This is a genomic window from Flavobacterium sp. Arc3, from assembly GCF_041431375.1.
GTDB lineage: Bacteria > Bacteroidota > Bacteroidia > Flavobacteriales > Flavobacteriaceae > Flavobacterium.
Window position 1 is genome coordinate 1 of sequence record NZ_JASMRI010000019.1, and the last position, 20,332, is coordinate 20,332.

Genomic DNA, 20,332 nt, shown 5'->3' on the forward strand with positions numbered 1-20,332 from the left:
ATTACTCTTTATTCTTTTGTTCTAACATCTCTGTTAAAACGGCTGTCAATTCAATATGTCTAGGAACGTGTTCTTTTCTTATCTATCCCCTCAATTATCATGCTAAACATGTTTCTCGAAGCGGGTGCAAAAATACAATTTCTTTTCTTTCTCGCAAGAAAAATTTAAAGTTTTTTTCAAGATTTAAATCTCTATTTCTTTATCTTTTCTTACCAGTCTATCAAGGAACTTTGCATGTTTTGCGGGGTGCAAAAGTAATAAGCTAATTCAAATCTCACAAGCTTTTTTTGATTTATTTTTAGAAATAATTCCCAGTCCTAAACCCCTTAATTACTTGCCAATCTTTTAATGAACTTTGCCGTTGTTGCGGGTGCAAAAGTAACTCCTTTATACACTACTTCAAGCTTTTTTATCGCCTTTTTTTTACGCGTTTCTTAGCCGTGGGTTTAACTCGCTGGAAATATGCTCTTTGAATACGAAAGTTTTTTCATCTCCCCGGCCCTCTCCCAAGGAGAGGGGGACTTTATGGACGAGGTTTGTGGAGTTTCTATGCAAATACAGCGTTTTTACAATTGTTTTGTAATTATAACTATTAGTAAACACTTTTTTTTTAGATAATATTAAACACCCTCTATAAGTCTTCGTATTCAAAAACAGTTTTTTTTTTCGTTGCATATTTTACCCTAACCTTCTTTCTTTGCGTTAGGGATAGTAGCGAAAAGCCCACAGTCTCGTCTTTTGGGACGAGACGAGGACTTGTAGCGAATAGCCCGACCGATTATAAAAAAAAAAGAGGCTAATCCTTATATATAGGTATAGCCTCTTTTTTTTATAATGGGAAACGCCCAAATAGTATTTATCGTTTTGGTTGCTGTGCTTTTGATTCCCAGAAATCATTCAGCTTATCAATATCTACAGGATGTGCCGGCATTTGATTTTGCAATCTTCCCGATTCGAAGGCTCTTGCTAGTATAGTTTCTATCAAAAAGTCTTCATTAGATTCAAAAGGAGCATATTCTGTTTTCAAATTAATATCAAACATGCTAGCTGCAGTATTAGACCAAAAGGCTTTCCATCCACTTTTTAGTGTTTTTACCAGGTCGAAAGTTGTAGTTCCCGTTTGACGATGGATTAACTTTACCAATATTCGTCCTTGACTGCGCGACAATTTTTTAAGTTTTGCCTCAAATTCGTCATTGAGGTAACTTTCTACTATCTTAAAATACTTCTTCTTTTCTTTATTGGTAGAAAGCCTTTCCATACCTCTATTTAAAAGCGTTAATCTTTCAGAAGCCATTTTGGCATAAGGATAGGTTCTATAGACTCTACTTTGCAAAATCAGAAATTGTTTCTTAGCATCGGGATCCAACTTTTCTTTTGATACAATAATTTCTTCCAGTTCAATAGTGTCATTCAGCACTTCATCAGTATCCCGTAAAACGTAACCCATTTTTGTAGTGTCTCTAGAAATAACCTGACCATGTGCCATTACTGTTAGAAAAAGAAATAAAATAGAAAATCTAATAAAATGCATAAAGAAAAAATTTAGCGTAAAATTATACATTGTATACGCAAGTGTAATGCCAATTCTATAATTTAGCAAAAAATATATTTTATGAGCACTAAATCGATATTAAAGAAATCCTCTATTACATTTTTAGAGCAATATTTAAACAACGCCTCCCCTACTGGCTTTGAAGCTGAAGGACAGAAATTATGGATGGAGTACTTAAAACCTTATGTTGATACATTTATAACGGACACTTACGGAACAGCAGTAGGGATTATTAATCCTGACGCTCCTTATAAAGTAGTTATTGAAGGGCATGCCGATGAAATTTCGTGGTATGTTAATTACATCACTGACGATGGTTTGATATACGTTATTCGTAATGGAGGTTCAGATCACCAGATTGCCCCTTCAAAACGCGTTAACATTCATACTAAAAAAGGAATTGTAAAAGGTGTTTTTGGATGGCCAGCTATCCACACCCGAAAAGGCGAAAAAGAAGAAACTCCAAAAATTAGTAATTTGTTCATCGACATAGGTTGTGAAACAAAAGAAGAGGTTGATAAAATGGGGGTTCATGTAGGATGCGTGATCACTTATCCTGACGAATTCATGATTCTAAACGAGAATAAATTCGTTTGTCGCGCCATTGACAACCGCATGGGTGGTTTTATGATTGCCGAAGTAGCACGTTTACTACATGAAAACAAAGTAAAATTGCCGTTTGGATTGTACATTACTAATTCAGTTCAGGAAGAAGTAGGTCTTCGTGGTGCAGAGATGATTACTAAAACCATCAAACCAAACGTAGCTATTGTTACTGACGTATGTCATGACTCTACGACTCCAATGATTGAAAAGAAGGTTGAAGGAGAGACAAAAATAGGGAAAGGACCTGTTGTTACTTATGCACCCGCAGTTCAAAATAACCTGAGAGAACTAATTCTAGACACTGCCGAAGAGAAGAAAATTCCTTTTCAGCGTCTCGCTTCTTCAAGAGTTACTGGAACAGACACGGATGCATTTGCGTATAGCAATGGTGGTGTTGCTTCGGCTTTGATTTCACTTCCTTTGCGTTACATGCATACGACTGTCGAAATGGTACACCGTGATGATGTAGAAAATGTCATCAAATTAATATATGAAACACTATTGAAGTTAGAGAACAATGAAACTTTTTCTTATTTTAAATAAGATTAGTAGCTATTCCTGCTATCTGCTTTATCTTTTTCTGGTTTCTAAACGAAACTAGAAAAAGGATATCGCTTCTATCAGGGCTAAAAAAAACCGCAATTCCATCAAGGGTTGCGGTTTTCTTTTATATCGATGTTTTTGCTTTATTATCTGTTTTCTAAATATGTCAGAACGTTTTTTTCAATTCGCTCATTGATATTTGAAATGTCAGCCTTCACAAATTTTTCACCAAGGATTTTTTCATATAATTCAATATATCTTTCGGATACAGTTTCAATATATTCCTCTGTCATATCAGGAATTTGCTGTCCCTCTAAACCTTGAAAACCATTCTGAATTAACCAACGACGTACAAATTCTTTTGACAATTGTTTTTGCTCTTCTCCTTTATCTTGTCTTTCTTGATATCCTTCTGAATAAAAATAGCGAGAAGAATCCGGCGTATGGATTTCGTCTATAAGAACAATAACTCCGTCTTTATTTTTACCAAATTCATATTTGGTGTCCACCAAGATTAACCCACGGCTTGCAGCAATTTCAGTTCCTCTTTGAAATAAAGCTCTCGTATATTTTTCTAATACTAAATAATCCTCTTCAGAAACGATTCCTTTTGAAAGAATGTCCTCTCTTGATATATCGGCATCGTGTTCTCCGTTATCCGCTTTTGTAGTTGGTGTTATAATTGGCGTAGGGAACTTATCGTTCTCTTTTAATCCTTCTGGCATCGCTACACCACAAATTTCTCTTTTACCAAGCGCATATTCGCGAGCTGCATGACCCGATAGGTATCCACGAATAACCATTTCTACTTTAAAAGGCACACATAAATGACCTACAGCTACACTAGGATCTGGAGTCGCAATCAACCAATTCGGAACAATGTCTTGTGTTAATTCCATGAATTTAGTAGCAATTTGATTTAGAATCTGTCCTTTGTAAGGGATTCCCTTTGGCAAAACTACATCAAAAGCTGAAAGCCTGTCTGTAGCTACCATTACTAAAAGATCGTCATTGATATTGTACACTTCCCTAACTTTACCTCGGTAAACCGATTTTTGATTTGGGAAATTAAAATTAGTGGTTGTAATTGTATTACTCATCATGATTAGTGTTGCGTTGTTGTTTTGCAAAAATAGGTTGTTTCACAGAGATACACAAAATTGTTGAAACATTATTAAGAGGATAAAACACACTATTTTTCAAGAAGCGTAGTATTAAATAAATTCAATATTCGGCTATACTCATCAACCCATGAATAGGTTTCTTTAAAGCCATGAGCTTCAACAGGAAATGATGATAGACTCCAGTTTTTCTTTCCCAGTTCTATAAAACGTTGTGACAAACGCACCACGTCTTTGTACTCCACATTATTGTCTACCATTCCATGAAGCATCAACAAGTTTCCTTGTAGATTATCCGCAAAATAAATTGGCGAACTTTTCTTGTAGGCATCAGGATCTGTCTCCGGGAAATTAAGAATGTTACCCGTATATCCATGATTGTAATGCGCCCAATCTGTTACCGAACGAAGTGCTGCTCCCGACTTAAATTCATTTGGTTCTGTCAACATGGCCATTAGGGTAATAAAACCGCCATATGATCCACCATACATACCTACTTTTTCAGGGTTAATTCCTAAGTTTTCCACTAAGTACTTTTTACCGTCAATTTGATCTGATAAATCTTTTCCGCCCATAAAACGGTAAATACCTGTTCTGAAATCACGTCCGTAGCCATCACTCCCTCTATAATCGATATCTAAAACGGTGTATCCTAAGTCCGTTAATAAATTATGAAACATGTATTCTCTATGGTAGCTACTCCAATAATTATGGGCGTTTTGCAAATAACCAGCACCATGAACAAAGAGAATTGCAGCTTTATTTGATTTGTCTGCTTCAGGTTTGTACAGTCTCGCATTAACATTAGTACCATCCTGAGCCTTGAAAGTAATTACTTCAGGAGTGCGCCAAGAATAAGCCTCAAACTCTTTGGAAGTAGAATGTGTTATAGGGGTTAAAATAGCCTCTTTTTTATTTAGTGCCGTATAAAACTCCCAAGGTTTATTTTTATAAGAATAACGAACTAGCAATGTATTTTCATCAGGAGAAAGTGTCACTTCATGCGCTCCATCTTTAGTAAGAATTGGTTGTAATTCACCACCAGAAACTCCCAACTTATAAAATCCCCTATTTCCTGGATGTGTTGTATTTGTAGTTAAATAAAAAGATTTTTTATCCTTAGAAAGCGTTACTTCTCGTACTTCCCAATTTCCCTTTGTGAGTTGATTTTTCTTATTTGTCTTTAAGTTATAGGTGTATAAATGTGAATACCCTGTTTCTTCTGACTGGAAATAAATAGTTTCGTTATCCCCTAAAAAATCTAAAGTTCCTGAACTGTAAGCATATGACGGAATACCCGGACCACCAATCCAAGATTCATCGTGCTGATAATCAATCTCTTTAAAAGTAGCTTTCTCTAAATTCAATTGCACAATCCAGCGGTCTTTATTGTCCAGACTTCTAATCTCTGTAATGACATAAGTTCCATCTTGACTGTAGGTAGGTTCTTGAACAAAAAGCAACTTATCTTCCTTTTCTTTGTTTTTTAAATTCTCGTATTCGTTGTAGTAGTCTGGCTTGTCTTGAATGTGGCTTAATGACGAAAAATTTACAAAGTAAACTGAATCTTGCGCCACCGAATAAATTCCGAATTTTGATTTGTTTAAATTTGCTACCGACACTTTTCTTTTTGTGTCTACAGACTGATTATAACCGTCTTTTGTAATGAAATTTTCCATTATTTCGCTTTTACTTTCCGTAGCATCTACTAGTCTAAAAGCGGCGTAATTCCCTTTTGGATCCATCTTCAGACTTTCAAAAGAATTTTTCCCGTAATAATACGCTTTAGGAAAGTCAGATTTATTTTCATCAGCTCTTGCCTTATTCCAATTTTTCTTTGCTTCTTGATCACGAACAAATTGAAACAATTTTTTTTGCTGGGTTTTTAAAAAACTGTCTTTCTCGTCTTCTTTTTCCTTTTCTTTCCCTTGTTTAAAATTAGTGAGTTGGACAACTGTTCCTTGTTTCGTGTCAAATTTAAGGATGTTTTCATTTTGCTCAAAAAACAACATTCCCGCATCTGTTCCTAATTGTAAATTAGAAATTGGATTAGATTGTTGCAATAGTTTTTTCTTAGTTTTATTTTGGATTGAATACGAATACAAAGCCCCTTTATCAATATAATATACTATATCTGCATTCGGTTTACCTTTAAAATCTAGTTTAGAGAACGCAGCTTCAGGCGCTGCAACTAATAGAGGTTTTGACATTCCTTTTTCCCAAAAATAAGTACTTGCTCCCAACTCATTATTGGGATTCCATTCAAAATAGACTTTTTTGTTGTCTAAAGACCATCTTCCAGAAAAGGGCTGCTCTCCTATAAAGGTATCTCCTTTCATGATGTCTTCGAGCTGAAGTACTTGACTTTGAGACGTAAAAGAGAAAAATATAAATACTACAATAAAAATAGTTCTGATCATTTTTGTGTGGTTTTTTCCAAACAAAAATACACTTTGAAACGTATTTAAAAAAATATCATGACCTTAGATACTTAAAATAGTTCGTTTCAATAGTTTTTCAGATAAATAAGTAGCTACGCCATTATCATAATTAGCTGAAATTACTTCAAGGTGAGAAAGCTTACTTTTTAAACTATCAGGAGCATTTCCCATCAGTAATCCTTTGGCTGTAGCATTTAACATATTTTCATCGTTATAACCATCGCCAAAAGAAATAGTCTCATGAAAATCTAGATTTTCTATTTCTAGAATCTTGGCAATAGCCACACTTTTATCGACCGTCTTGTCCATAAATTCTAAACAAAGTGGTAAACTAAAAGCGTGACTAAAATCATCTGAATGCTTTTCTATTATTTTATCCCTTAGTTCTATGAGTTTTGAATGACGCTCATGGGTAAAAAACATTTTTATGGCACTTAAATCTTCCATGGTAGCATAATTCACAAGCTCAGGCAAATAATTCAATTCTGTCTGAAAACTGTTTAAAGCTTCATTGTGTTTATTAGTAAACCAAACATCCTCCTTAAATACAACAGTGGTAAAGTCTTCACTGATGTCAAGGGATAAAACAGATTTTATCGCTTCACTACTGATGTTATGAGAAAAAAGGAGCTCTTTTTTTGGGGAGTGAATGCGTGCCCCGTTTGATGTTACTAAGTATACCGGAAAACCCAAGCCTTCAACAATAGGCATGGCATCGAGATGATGACGACCTGTAGCAACAATAATAAGGTATCCTTGATTGTGAAGTTCTGCAAAAACTGTTTTGGTATATTCTGATATTCGGTGTTCTCTATTTAATAGTGTTCCATCTAAATCACTTATTACTACTTTTATTTTCTCTTCTAACATTCTAATTTTCATATTCATTTGTAATCTTTTCAAAAATATCGAATTTTAAAGAAACTTCCAACACTAATTCAATACTTCACAAAATCTTTGCATATAATTATGATGGGGTTCTAATACTTTAAAAAAAATGAATCCTTACTCCTTCCCCCATAATTTTTAGACAACTTTCCCTTCGCTTTTTAAAACAAAATTAGCCTACTTTTTTATTGTTGCATTTAAAATACAACAATAAGTGTTTTATGCTACCTTTGTAAAAATTTAAAATAAAAAAATCATGAATACTACACAAAAAGAACTAGTAAAAGCTACCGTTCCTGTCTTAAAGTCAAGTGGTAATGCCTTGGTGACTTATTTTTATCAAAGAATGTTGACAAACAATCCAGAACTAAAAAACATTTTTAATATGGCTAACCAAGCCAATGGAAAACAACAGAATGCATTAACTGGAGCTGTATTGGCCTATGCCGAAAATATTGACGACCCAACAGTCTTAATAAATGTTTTAAAGTCCATTGGGAATAAACATGTTAGCTTACACATACTCCCTGAGCAATACGATATCGTAGGACATAACTTAATCGAATCTATAAAAGAAGTTCTAGGAGAAGCAGCAACTGATGAATTAGTAGATGCATGGACCTGTGCGTATTCAGAATTGGCTCAAATAATGATTTCTATCGAAGCCGAAATGTATCAAAAAACAGCAGATTTAAAAGGAGGTTGGATTGGCTGGAGAACGTTTGTAATTGATAAAATAGTAATCGAAAGTGATGAGATTAAATCTTTCTATCTAAAACCTAAAGACGGAAACGCTATTGCCACTTTTTTTCCGGGACAATATATTTCTGTTAAAACATTTATACCTGAATTAGGGCATGAACAACCCAGGCAATATAGCTTATCCAGTAGTTTTAACGAAGAATACTATCGTATATCAGTTAAAAGCGAAAAAGGACGTTCTACTCCTGATGGATTTGTTTCGAATGTGCTACATACTAAAAAAGTCGGAGAAACGATTGATGTTACCGCCCCTGCAGGACTTTTCTACGCTGATCCTGAATCGGTAAATCCATTAGTCCTGATTAGTGGTGGTGTTGGCGTAACTCCTTTGATGAGCATGGTTGAGGCTAATAGCCATTCTCTTCAAAAAAATAAAACGATTTGGATACATAGCTGTCGCAATGAAAATGTACACGCCTTTAAAGACGCAATCGAGGATCTGAACCGTAAGGGTAACTGGTTAACTTCTTTTGTTTTTTACGAAACACTACCTGATCATGAAACTAATGCTATCGAAGGAAGAGCAGAACTGCATCAATATAAAGAAGAAATAATTATTAACGATGCAAAATATTATATTTGCGGACCTGAATTGTTTATCAAAAAACAATATCAATCTTTAATTGAACTTGGTGTTACAAAAGACGCTATCTTTTACGAAGAGTTCGGTCCCCAATTATTAGCTTTAAATTAAAAAAACAGTATGAAATTAAACCATTTTACCGATTTTAGTATGCGTGTTTTGATGTATTTGAATCAAAAAAAAGACAGCTCGCAAAGCTCTTTGGACGATTTAGCCAATGCTTTCAAAATCTCACGAAACCATCTCGTTAAAGTGGTCCAATTTTTAGCGGCAAATCAATTAGTACTAACAAAAAGAGGGAAAAGCGGGGGAATCACAATTTCCGAAAAAGCGAAACAAATTCCTTTGGGAGATCTAATCCATTTATTAGAACAAGATGAATCTCCTATTATTAATTGCGATGCTAAACCCTGTATTTTTAAATCCCATAATTGCAAATTAAAATCGTTATTCAACAAAGCTTATCTCCTGTTTATTGAGAGTTTAAACGAATCAAATTTGACAGATCTTGAATTCAATGATTGGAATTCCATTTTTGGAGATAATCCAAATACGCAAAATAACTCTTAATAACATACTTATTAGTTGCTTAATCGCCGCTTTTATTTCCCGCATCTTTAAGTCATTTATTATTGAAAACAGCTTACGTTTATTTAAAAATAGATTGTCTAATTATCCTGCCAAATAAACGGTAGCCGATTCCAGATCTAAGGAAAATCAGACTATTGGCATCAAAACCAATCGTAAATCTTTTAAAATTTTTAGGCGGATTTTCGGCAATTTTTAATAGTTCCCGAATAATTTGCGGCTTTAAATCTGTGTTTTTATTGGTTTTATTTTCCAATATATTACTTATTTTCTCCATTAAATTATTATACGAAGGCAAAGAAGAACGACCCGATTTAACTACATTTTTTTGAAAACTAGAAGGTGTATTTCCAAATTGAACCGTAGAAACGCTGATATTAAAATCAATTAGTTCATAGGCCATACATTCAGAAAAACTTTCAACGGCATGTTTTGTAGAATGGTAAAAACTCCCTAATGGCAAATTAACTAAACCCGCAATAGAAGTAATATTTATAAAATGACCCTTTTGTTGAGCTCTAAATTCAGGAATAAATGCCCTGCATATTTTTACCACTCCAAGCCAGTTAACATCTACAATAGTATCGATTTCAGCATCTTCGGCTAGTTCTACAAAACTGCGATACCCTACTCCTGCATTATTTATTACAACATCAACTTTTTTAAAGTCTTCAATTATTTTTTTCTTGGCGCGGGTTATGCTTTCTGTTGAAGTAACATCCAGCAAATAACAGCTGATGTTCTTTACTCCTTGCAGTTCTTTACCATGGTCCAGATGAATCATGGTGGCTATGACATTCCATCCATTTTCAGCAAAATGAAATGCTATTTCTTTTCCAATGCCTCCGGAAGCTCCCGTTATGAGTACGTTCTTCAATATTTATTTTTTTTAATCTATTATAAACTAACAACTCCTTAGAATCTTCTTACAACCAAATAAACTGACTATTGGTTTAAAAAGTACGACCCCATAGTGGGGTCGTAAATAGTAGTAATTTTACTGTCTGTCAAAAATACAATTTTTATTTTAGTCTGGATTCTCTGTGTATTTATACGCATCTAACACCTTTTTAACTAATCTGTGTCTTACAATGTCTTTATCATCCAGATATATAATTCCAATTCCTTCAATATCCTTCAAAACCAATAAAGCTTCTTTAAGACCTGAAATGGTTCTTCTAGGTAAATCAACTTGCCCGGGATCTCCGGTTACCATAAATTTTGCACTTTTGCCCATACGGGTCAAAAACATTTTCATTTGGGAATGTGTCGTATTCTGTGCCTCATCCAAAATCACAAAAGCATGATCAAGCGTTCGTCCACGCATAAAAGCAAGCGGAGCAATTTGTATAATCCCCTTGAGAATATAATCTTCCAGTTTTTCATTAGGCAACATATCCCTTAATGCATCATATAACGGCTGCATATAAGGATCCAGTTTTTCTTTCATGTCTCCAGGAAGGAAACCTAAGTTTTCGCCAGCTTCTACTGCCGGACGAGTAAGGATGATTCGTTTTACCTGTTTTTCTTTTAATGCTTTTACAGCCATCGCAACGCCTGTATAGGTTTTGCCTGTTCCTGCTGGCCCTACCGCAAAAACCATGTCGTTTTTATTTATCGTATCAACCAATAATTGCTGGTTAGGCGTCATGGCTTTAATGATTTTACCACCAACACCGTGCACCAGAATTTTATCGTTAACCAGAGTTCTTTTATCGTCCTGGCTCTCGCCTAAAATGACACGTTCAATTACATTATTATCTATATTATTGTAGCGTGTAAAATGCAGCATTAACCGTTGAAAACGTTTTTCGAACTCGTCTAGTATTTCTTTTTCTCCAAATGCTTTTAAAGTAGTTCCACGAGCAACAATCTTAAGCTTTGGATAATATTTTTTAATCATTTCAAGATGAGTGTCTTGAGCGCCCCAAAAATCTTTTGGAGCGATGTCTATGAGCTCGATTATTCTTTCGTTCAAAAGTTGTAGTTTTATATTAAAATTAATCAATTAATAAATCTAATCCGTTTTGGTTTTAAACCTCCGTATTATTTGTCTTATTATTTGGAATTTGTTTTTCGTTTTTTGCTTTTTTGAATTTACTATTATTAGATTTGCATTTCTCAAATTTAATGAAAATTAGTTTTAGAATCCACCAATATTTATAAAAAATATATGTCAATAATTACCCTTACTACCGATTACGGCTTGAAAGACCACTTTGTTGGTGCGTTGAAAGGGAAAATATTATCTGAGCATCCAGAAGCTTCAATTATCGACATTTCGCATCATATTGACCCATTCAACACAGTTGAAGCAAGTTACATTATTAGTGCGGCCTATTCGAGTTTTCCAAAAGGTACCGTTCACTTGATAGGAGTAGATATGGAATTGAATAAAGAGAATCAACATATTGTCATGCAATGGAACGATTCCTACTTTATTGCTGCCGATAATGGTATTCTTAGTATGCTTTCGCAGAAAATTGTTCCTCAAAGAATGGTTGCTATCAACATTCATGATCGACTATCTAGTGAAGCAACTGGCATGGACGTTTTTGTTATGGTCGCCTGTCATATCGCCAAGGGCGGATTATTAAACGTTATTGGTAAAGAGATTAATAGCATCAAACAGATAACCGAATTAAAAGCTGTTATTTCTGACGATAATAATATATTGAAAGGACATGTTATCTATATTGACCATTTTGGTAATGTGGTGACTAACATTAGCAAAAGACAGTTTGTAGAAGCGGCCAAAGGCAGACCCTATGAGATTATCATGAAAACTAAAAACATCAAAACCATTTTGCCGAATTACTCTGCAATTGCCAGTTCTGAAAAATATCCGATTAAGAATTATGAAGGAGAAAAATTAGCCATTTTTAATGAAGCTGGTTTTCTCGAAATTGCTGTTTTTAGAAGCAACCCTTCTAACGTGGGCTCAGCAAATAGCTTGTTAGGATTAAATTACAGAGATGTGGTTTCGATCCAATTTAAGAATTAGAAGAGTAACATAAATAGAAAATCTAAATGTTTGTACGAATAGTAAAATTGAGTTTTCACGAAGAAAACATTCCCGCATTCATGGAAAATTTTGAGGCCAATAAAGACAAAATCCGAAATGCTGATGGGAATCGTTTTTTAGAATTGTATCAAGATAAAAACAATAAGAGTATTTTTTTTACTTACAGCTATTGGGAAACCGAAGACGATTTGGAGAACTACAGAAAGTCTGCATTGTTTAACGAAGTTTGGAGTTTTACCAAAAAATTATTCAACGATAAACCTGAGGCCTGGAGCGTTGATAAATTAGTTTGTTTAGTTTAAAGTTACTCAACTTTAAACTTGAAACCGGAAACCTGAAACTTTAAACAAAAAATTTAAATGAAAGCCATATTATTACGAGAAATTAAATCCTTTTTTGGTTCGCCAATAGGTTATTTAGTCATTGCTCTTTTTCTTATTCTCAACGGATTATTTCTTTGGGTCTTTGACGGTGACTACAACATTCTGAATACCGGTTTTGCTGATATGACTCCCTTTTTCACTTTAGCACCCTGGATTTTAATTTTCCTAATTCCTGCCGTAACCATGCGCAGTTTTTCGGATGAGAAAAAGCAAGGAACTCTTGAATTGCTTTTAACAAAACCCTTGAGCCAGTGGCAAATTGTGAACGGAAAATTTCTTGGCGCAGTATTGCTAATAGTAATGGCTATTATTCCAACGTTCATTTATGTCGAAGTAATCTCTAGTTTGGGAATGCCGGAGGGAAATCTCGACATGGGCAGTACCATTGGATCTTATGTAGGTCTCTTGTTCCTTATTAGTGCGTATTCTTCCATTGGTGTTTTTACTTCTACCCTATCCGATAATCAAATTGTGGCTTTTATAGTATCTGTATTCTTATGTTTCTTTTTCTATTTTGGTTTTGAAGGTATTGCCTCACTTAGCTCTTCTTTCTCGACATTAATCTCCGCTTTTGGAATGCAAGATCACTTTAAAAGTATGGGACGTGGCGTAATCGACACCAGAGACGTGCTCTATTTTATCAGTATAACGGTGTTGTTTCTTTCGTTGACTGTTTATAAACTTAAATCTTTTAAATTGTAATGGTACCAATTAAAAAAAGCAACCTGAAATCGGTATTAATTACAATCGCAATTTTGCTGATTGTAAATAGTATTGGGAGCCAGTTTTTTCATCGTTTTGATTTAACAAAGGATAAAAGATACACTCTTTCTAATACTTCTTTGAAAATAATTGAGGAAGTAAAAGAACCGTTGTACATCAAAATATACCTACAAGGGGACTTGCCAGCTGAGTTTAAAAGACTACAGCAAGAAACACAGCAGCTATTGGAGGAATATCAAGCATATAACAAAAATATAGTTTTCGAATTCATCAATCCATTGGAAAACGAAGACAGCAGTATGGATAACATCAAAGAGTTGTATAGAAAGGGATTAACACCTATAAACATAACCGTTGATGACAAAGGAAAACAATCGCAAGCAATGGTTTTTCCATGGGCTATCGCAGTTTACCAAAACAAAGAAGTAAATATTCCATTATTAAAAAATAGAATGGGGGCTTCTACTACTGAAAAAGTAATTGGTTCCGTGCAACATCTCGAATATTCAATTTCGGATGCCTTACATAAAATTACAACAGCCAAGCAAAAAACGGTTGCCGTAATCAAAGGTAACGGTGAGCTTCAGGATGTATTGATGGCCAAATTCTTGTTGCAAATAAGAGAAAGTTATCACATAGGCCCTTTTACGTTAGATTCGGTTGCAAAAGACCCTACAGGCAGTTTAAACGCATTAGAAAAATACGATTTAGCAATTATAGTTAAACCTACCGAAATGTTCTCTGATGCCGAAAAACAGGTCTTAGACCAATTCATTATTAACGGAGGAAAAACACTTTGGTTAGTAGATCAGGTAAATATCGAGATGGACAGTCTTTACAATGAATCAGGATCAACATTAGCTTTCCCCAGGGATCTGAATTTGAACGATATGTTCTTTAAATACGGTTTCCGTATTAACCCAGATATCGTCAAAGACGAACAAGGAAGTCCAATAAAATTAGCGACAGGCGAACAAGGAAGCGCAACCCAATACCAAGAATTCAACTGGAAATTTGCTCCATTGGTTTATCCAGAAAGCACACATCCTATCGTGAAAAATTTAGGCGGAATTAAATTTGATTTTGCAAATCCAATTGATACGTTGAAAAACGGAATTAAGAAAACCATTTTGCTAAAATCATCTCAATATTCTAAAAAAATAGGAGCTCCAGTAGAAATAAATTTAGATATTGTTGCCGAAGAAACAAGCCCGAATCATTATATTAAAACTGGAAATATTCCGCTTGCCGTGTTACTCGAAGGATCCTTTCATTCTATGTTTGAAAATAGGGTTTTGCCTTTTGAACAAACTACGTTTGAAGTCTTAGGAAAGAAGAATAAAATGATTGTAATTTCTGATGGAGACTTGATAAAAAACCAACTAGATAAAAACTTTCAACCGGTAGAACTGGGATATGATCAACGTTCCGGAAATTTATACGACAATAAGGATTTCTTGCTAAATTGTGTCAATTATCTTTTAGACGATACTGGACTTATTAACATTCGAAGCAAGGATCTTGATTTACCTTTATTAGACAAAGAAAAAGTTTTTGAAAACTATACCAAGACGCAAGTCATAACTATCGGGCTGCCACTCCTAATCTTAGTGTTATTTGGCGCTTTATTTACGTACCTCAGAAAAAGAAAATACGCTCGATAGATGTTAATAAAAAAGTTTCAATACTAGAATAGTTTACGATATATTTGTAAAATGTATTGTATTTTAAAATCAAACTAAAATAGATACCAAAAAAAATAAAATAAAACAGATGAAATTTATAGTATCGAGTTCGTACTTATTAAAACAATTACAGGTTTTAGGTAATGTTATCAATAGTAGCAATACTTTGCCCATTTTGGACAACTTCCTATTTGAATTAGACAATAACGAATTAACGGTTTCGGCAAGTGATTTAGAGACAACCATGTCTGCTAATTTAGCTATTGATTCCACGAGTAAAGGAAGTGTTGCAGTACCTGCAAAACTGCTATTGGAGATCCTTAAAACTTTTCCAGAGCAACCTTTAACTTTTACTGTTGAAGAAAACAGCACGATAGAAATTAGTTCAAACTCTGGTAAATATGCATTGGCATATGCTCCAGGTGATGAATTTCCAAAATCTGTTAATCTAGAAGAGCCTTCTGTAACTTTAGTTCCTGCTGATGTATTGGCAACAGCCATAAGTAAAACTATCTTTGCTGCTGGTAATGATGATTTACGACCAGTAATGTCTGGTGTATTTTTTCAGTTCTCTCCAGAAGGTTTAACCTTTGTTGCAACTGATGCACACAAATTGGTAAAATATGCACGTACAGATGTAAAAGCATCTCAAGTAGCTGATTTTATCATGCCAAAGAAACCTTTAACTATCCTAAAAAATATTCTTTCTACTTCAGATGCTGAAGTAAAAATTGAATACAACGATTCTAATGCTACTTTTTCTTTTGATAATTATATTTTAATGTGTCGTTTAATAGATGGAAAATATCCAAACTATGAAGCGGTTATTCCAAAAGAGAATCCAAATAAATTAATGATTGACCGTTCTCAATTTTTGAGTTCAGTACGTCGTGTTGCTATTTTCTCTAATAAAACAACACACCAAATTCGTTTAAAAATTGCAGGTGCTGAATTGAATGTTTCGGCTGAAGATATTGATTACTCTAACAAAGCAGAGGAAAGATTGACTTGTGATTATCAAGGAGACGATATGCAAATAGGATATAACTCTCGTTTTCTTACTGAAATGTTGACAAATCTTCAATCAGATATGATCATGCTTGAAATGTCATTACCTAACAGAGCTGGAATTCTTACTCCTGTTGACGGATTAGAAGAAGGTGAAACTGTAACGATGCTGGTTATGCCGGTAATGCTGAATAGTTAACAATAAATTGTGATTTTGTTGTATTTAATTTTTAAGATTCAAATATAATACCTATCATTGTGAAACGATTACGCTATTAACCAAACCATTTTTTATATTTAAAAAAACCGCTATTTCCTAACCAGGATATGCGGTTTTTTTTTGTTTATCCTCCCTCCGTCCCAATAGCTATCTGGAGAGTGCAAGATGCTTGATAGATTTTTTTGGGTTTTACTACATCATTCTTTTTGCCACGAATTCCCTAATTATTTTTCTCTATTCTTTGAGTTTAATCACCAGCATGAAGGTGATGCCATTACTAATAATTTGAGCTACCTCAATTACTTAAATAGTTGTTTCTATGTATAGGAGAAAAGGAATTAATCAAAAAATAGATTTAGTGAATTCGTGGTAACACTAATTTAATACCTTTCTTACACTTGCTAGATCACCCCCATTTTTTTCATCAGGAACGTAGCACTTTTATTTCTACAGATACCGTCACGAAGTTTGTAATCAAAATGCAATTCATCATTTACAATTTCGACTTCAAAGCATTTGTTAGTAAGAATATCTGGATATTCATTTGTGGTCAGGCAAACTTCGATATCATGGGTTGCAATCGCACCAATCGCTTTATGAGCAATTACTTTCTTAACAACTTCTATAGTTCCGTTTCTTTTATCATCAGAATTAGTTCCTCTGAGGATTTCATCCAATAATACAAAAGCAGCATTACCTTCTAATTCATCCATAATCTGTTTTAAGCGCTTTATTTCGGCAAAAAAATAAGATTCACTATCAGACAAGGAATCAGACAAACGCATCGAAACTAACACAGGCAAAGGATGCACGTTAGCTTCATTAGCACAAACTACTGATCCCATTCCTGATAAAACCATGTTTATTCCCAAACTACGTAGAAAAGTACTTTTACCTGACATATTAGAACCGGTCAAGATCATAAAAGATTGAGGATGAAAACGTACCTCGTTCCCCACTCTAGTTTTGGCATTCAATAAAGGATGGCTCAGGTCTGAGAAGTCGATTTTAAATTCAGTGTTTAACGTAGGGTATACAAACTCAGTATTGTTATAAGCAAAATTAGCCAGGCTATTCAGCATTTCGAATTCGCCTATTACATCCATCCATTCTTCCATTGCCGCAGCATGCTCTTTTTTCCAGTTCAGTAATTTTTTTAACACATGAAGATTAAAAAGAAAGGTTCCGTTGAACAAAGAAGCCGTCAATAAATTCCCAATAGTATCCATATTAGAAAACAACTCGGATAATTTTTTAAGATGAAGACTTGCATTTTCTGTTTTAAATTTCAGTTTCTGTTGTAAATCTACCAACTTCTCAGAATGAAAAGACTCCTCTTCTATTTTTTTAAGCAATAAACCATATTGACTGATTACCTTATCGATATCTTCGGCATTAGCAATTTCTATTTGGATGCGTTTAAAAAAAGCACCCATGATTACTAAATTCAATATAAACGCATAAGACAGGTACGAAAGTAAAAAAGTCTCATTAGTAATTATATACGAAGCAAGAATTCCCAGAAATAATAGTGGCGTAAGGTAAGAAAGTACAATTGCACCTTTAGATAATGGTGCACTTTCAAATTTACTCCATTTCATTAATCCTTCATAACTAGCTTTAGAATCCAGGCTTATTTTGGCTAACGCCAAGAAATTCTGACGCCAATCTAACTTTTCCGAAAGCTCTTTTACAGCCGTTTGATTTCTTATAATTTCTTCATTTGGCGATAAAGTAAGTAGTTGATTTGCTAACTTTTTCTTTCCTATAAAAGTGGCTGTTCTATTTAAGTTTTGAAATAACGAATGCTCTCCAAAAATATCCAGATCATACGCGTAAGGATGATGAAAATCATTAAACTCCTGTCCGTTTTCAAATGGAATGGCCTTTTTCTCTAGATACGAAATTTCATTTTCATTAATTTCTACTAGAGCCGAGTTTATCTTTTTTTCGAAAAGCAACTTGGAATGAATGCGCATTAAAACTATAAAGCCTGCAAAAAAGAAAACAGCTGAAACTATAAAAATAATTTCGCTGTTTTTTATGTAAAAATAAAGAGATCCTAAAAAAAGAACAATAGACAACAGTCTAAATAAACTGATTGTATTGTATTTTTTATTGATTTTGCTTAATTCCTGCGAATAGCTTTTACTCCTTGTACTGTATGATTCCATATTTCGATTAAATTGAAATACAAATATAGGTGTACAGTAATAAATATACTATTAGAATAAGAAACAATATAGCAAGGTCAAAGATTTACTCTTCCATAGGAATTGCCAAAATAGGAATATCAAAATTATTAGCAAATTTCTTAGTTAGACTAGAATGGAACAAATCTTTAAAAAACGATCTTTTATAGGTCACCATTGTCAATATGTCAATTTCTTGGTACAAGATAAAGTCTAAAATAGTCTCTTTAACTTCATCGCTGTTTATTATAAAAAATTCAATAGGTTCATTCTCAAAATCCTGTTCCCATTTCTTAACTATCTCTTTATCAACATCTGATTTACTGGTTTTCACATAAAGGCATTTTACAACTGCATTGGCCAATTTTGCCAATTTCAAAGTGTTTTTAAGCGCTTTTTTATCTTTAGTTCTAAAACGTGTAGTAAAACCTATCGTTTTTGTTTTTTTAAATTTGGCATCAACAGGAATACAAAGCATTGGCACATCAACATCTCCTAAAACGTTACCTGTATTTGTCCCAGAAAAAAACTCAGACCATCCAGAAGCACCATCAGTACCCATAACGACATAATCAATTTTATCGTCTTTGATCGATTTGTTAATATTATAAATTAAATTTCCATCCATAAGACGATGGGTCATTCTAATTTTATCTAAATTGTGCTGTTCTGCTATAGCACGAAGCTTTGGAATTTCTTCTTTAAACATTTCAAATTGTGATAACTCTACTGATTCATAGATAACCATATAATTTTCAGGAAAAAACTGATTGTCAAATACTGGCAAGTCAAAGGTGTGTAGTAACACCAATTCGCCCTGTACTATTTTTGCAAATTCCAGCGCATGAAGAAATGCATTTGTGGCGGCGTCTGAAAAATCGGTTGGGAATAATATACGTTTCATTTTTAATAGTTTAAAAGTTATACAATAATCAAATTTATACTTAAAAATACAATTATAATATGATAAATATCAGTGAGTTTCATTTATTTTAACAAATAAATTTCTATATAATTTAGACCGCTTTTTTTTTATGTTTATACTATCAATAAGTTCACCGTTACGAAGGTATCTACTATTTTAAAACCGAAATCATTGCCTAACTACGCCTATATCTTTAATCAATTTGAATGGCTAAAATTGGGATATGAAATTCAGGATGTGACTTTTTTGTATAACTAGGCTGAAAAAGCCCTTTAAAAAAACCTCTTTTATAGATTAACATAGTCAACACATCCACATTTTTACTAGCAATAAAATCTAAAACCGCCGTATTAATTTCCTCGCTTTCTAAAACTACAAATTCGATAGGATGATCCTTAAATTCAATTTTCCATTCCTCAATTGTTTCTTTTGAAACATCAGAATCACTGGTTTTTACATAGAGACACTTTACATCCGCATTTATATTTTTAGCGAAACTTAAAACTGTTTTAATTGCTATTTTATCTTTGGCTCGATAACGTGTTGTAAAACCAATTGTTTTAATTGCTTTATATTTTGCTTCCAATGGTATACATAACACAGGAACCGCTATCCTAATAATAACATCTCCTGAATTAGAACCTACAAAAACCGCATCCCAATCTGTTACCCCAGAGGTACCCATAACTACATAATCAATTTTATCAGCATCAACAACCTCTTTGATATTATCAATTAATTCGCCTTCCATTAAACGATGCGTCATTTTTATATTGTCTAAATTACAAGCTTCTGCGATCGCACGAAGTTTTGGTATTTCCTCTTTAAACATATCAAACTCCGTTAACGCAACAGTATCATAAACCATCGCAAAGTTTTCAGGAAAAAATTGCTGATCAATAGGTAGTAACGGGTAAGAATGCAATACAATAAGTTCCCCTTGAATTATTTTTGCAAATGCTAAGGCGTGAACAAAAGCATTAGTGGCAGCTTCAGAAAAATCGGTTGGAAATAGAATACGTTTCATATTTTATAAGTTTAAATTGAAAATGGCAACAAGTACAATCATAAAATTACGGAATAA

Annotated in this window: 17 protein-coding genes; 8 read left to right on the plus strand and 9 right to left on the minus strand. The window is 33.7% G+C overall.

Translation table 11 applies throughout. The features are described from left to right. Positions 1-856 precede the first annotated feature (856 nt). Positions 857-1,534 (minus strand): DUF4294 domain-containing protein, encoded by a 678-nt coding sequence (locus tag QO200_RS13645; protein ID WP_371541003.1) that lies wholly within the window; start codon positions 1,532-1,534, stop codon positions 857-859. An 81-nt stretch (positions 1,535-1,615) separates the two neighbouring features. Here QO200_RS13645 and QO200_RS13650 point away from each other — a divergent pair, with 81 nt between their 5' ends. Continuing rightward, a complete protein-coding gene (locus QO200_RS13650; protein WP_371541004.1) occupies positions 1,616-2,704 on the plus strand; it encodes a M42 family metallopeptidase in 1,089 nt (362 codons plus the stop codon). A 146-nt stretch (positions 2,705-2,850) separates the two neighbouring features. Here the strand turns inward: QO200_RS13650 and QO200_RS13655 are convergent, their stop codons facing one another. From QO200_RS13655 to QO200_RS13665, 3 genes are all read right to left on the minus strand, one after another. Then, positions 2,851-3,804, minus strand: a complete 954-nt coding sequence (locus tag QO200_RS13655) for a phosphoribosylaminoimidazolesuccinocarboxamide synthase (RefSeq protein WP_371541087.1) — start codon at positions 3,802-3,804, stop codon at positions 2,851-2,853. A 92-nt stretch (positions 3,805-3,896) separates the two neighbouring features. After that, complete coding sequence (locus tag QO200_RS13660; protein ID WP_371541005.1) at positions 3,897-6,245, minus strand: prolyl oligopeptidase family serine peptidase; 2,349 nt, start codon at positions 6,243-6,245, stop codon at positions 3,897-3,899. 63 nt (positions 6,246-6,308) lie between these two features. After that, entirely contained in the window at positions 6,309-7,169 is an 861-nt protein-coding gene (locus QO200_RS13665; protein ID WP_371541006.1) for a Cof-type HAD-IIB family hydrolase, read from the minus strand. Positions 7,170-7,410: 241 nt separating this feature from the next. On the opposite strand from QO200_RS13665, the gene hmpA reads away from it, so the two are divergent. After that, positions 7,411-8,610 carry an NO-inducible flavohemoprotein gene (gene hmpA / locus QO200_RS13670; protein ID WP_371541007.1) on the plus strand — a complete coding sequence of 400 codons (1,200 nt, stop codon included), beginning with the start codon at positions 7,411-7,413 and terminating at the stop codon, positions 8,608-8,610. A 9-nt stretch (positions 8,611-8,619) separates the two neighbouring features. After that, the gene (locus tag QO200_RS13675; protein WP_371541008.1) at positions 8,620-9,069 is read left to right on the plus strand and encodes an Rrf2 family transcriptional regulator; all 450 of its coding nucleotides are present in this window, start codon (positions 8,620-8,622) and stop codon (positions 9,067-9,069) included. Positions 9,070-9,148: 79 nt separating this feature from the next. Here the strand turns inward: QO200_RS13675 and QO200_RS13680 are convergent, their stop codons facing one another. Together QO200_RS13680 and QO200_RS13685 are read right to left on the minus strand one after the other, a co-directional pair. Continuing rightward, entirely contained in the window at positions 9,149-9,964 is an 816-nt protein-coding gene (locus QO200_RS13680) for an SDR family NAD(P)-dependent oxidoreductase (protein ID WP_371541009.1), read from the minus strand. Positions 9,965-10,114: 150 nt separating this feature from the next. Then, positions 10,115-11,065, minus strand: a complete 951-nt coding sequence (locus QO200_RS13685) for a PhoH family protein (RefSeq protein WP_371541010.1) — start codon at positions 11,063-11,065, stop codon at positions 10,115-10,117. A 195-nt stretch (positions 11,066-11,260) separates the two neighbouring features. On the opposite strand from QO200_RS13685, the gene QO200_RS13690 reads away from it, so the two are divergent. The 5 genes from QO200_RS13690 (at position 11,261) to dnaN (ending at position 16,110) form a co-directional block, all read left to right on the plus strand. Continuing rightward, positions 11,261-12,091 (plus strand): S-adenosyl-l-methionine hydroxide adenosyltransferase family protein, encoded by an 831-nt coding sequence (locus tag QO200_RS13690; RefSeq protein WP_371541011.1) that lies wholly within the window; start codon positions 11,261-11,263, stop codon positions 12,089-12,091. 26 nt (positions 12,092-12,117) lie between these two features. Next, the gene (locus QO200_RS13695; protein WP_371541012.1) at positions 12,118-12,414 is read left to right on the plus strand and encodes a putative quinol monooxygenase; all 297 of its coding nucleotides are present in this window, start codon (positions 12,118-12,120) and stop codon (positions 12,412-12,414) included. Between the two features lie 57 nt (positions 12,415-12,471). Next, on the plus strand, positions 12,472-13,197 hold the full coding sequence (gene gldF / locus QO200_RS13700; protein ID WP_371541013.1) for a gliding motility-associated ABC transporter permease subunit GldF: 726 nt from the start codon (positions 12,472-12,474) through the stop codon (positions 13,195-13,197). Next, positions 13,197-14,882 (plus strand): gliding motility-associated ABC transporter substrate-binding protein GldG, encoded by a 1,686-nt coding sequence (gene gldG / locus QO200_RS13705; protein ID WP_371541014.1) that lies wholly within the window; start codon positions 13,197-13,199, stop codon positions 14,880-14,882. Before gldF ends, gldG begins: the two co-directional genes overlap by 1 nt. A gap of 109 nt (positions 14,883-14,991) precedes the next feature. After that, positions 14,992-16,110: a DNA polymerase III subunit beta gene (dnaN, locus tag QO200_RS13710; RefSeq protein ID WP_091093412.1), complete on the plus strand. Its 1,119-nt coding sequence runs from the start codon at positions 14,992-14,994 to the stop codon at positions 16,108-16,110. 422 nt (positions 16,111-16,532) lie between these two features. Here dnaN and QO200_RS13715 read toward each other — a convergent pair whose 3' ends face one another. The 3 genes from QO200_RS13715 to QO200_RS13725 all read right to left on the minus strand — a co-directional run bounded on the left by QO200_RS13715 (position 16,533) and on the right by QO200_RS13725 (position 20,275). Continuing rightward, positions 16,533-18,305: a DNA mismatch repair protein gene (locus tag QO200_RS13715; protein ID WP_371541015.1), complete on the minus strand. Its 1,773-nt coding sequence runs from the start codon at positions 18,303-18,305 to the stop codon at positions 16,533-16,535. Positions 18,306-18,390: 85 nt separating this feature from the next. After that, entirely contained in the window at positions 18,391-19,227 is an 837-nt protein-coding gene (locus QO200_RS13720) for a universal stress protein (RefSeq protein WP_371541016.1), read from the minus strand. A gap of 214 nt (positions 19,228-19,441) precedes the next feature. Then, on the minus strand, positions 19,442-20,275 hold the full coding sequence (locus QO200_RS13725) for a universal stress protein (protein WP_371541017.1): 834 nt from the start codon (positions 20,273-20,275) through the stop codon (positions 19,442-19,444). Positions 20,276-20,332 lie beyond the last annotated feature (57 nt).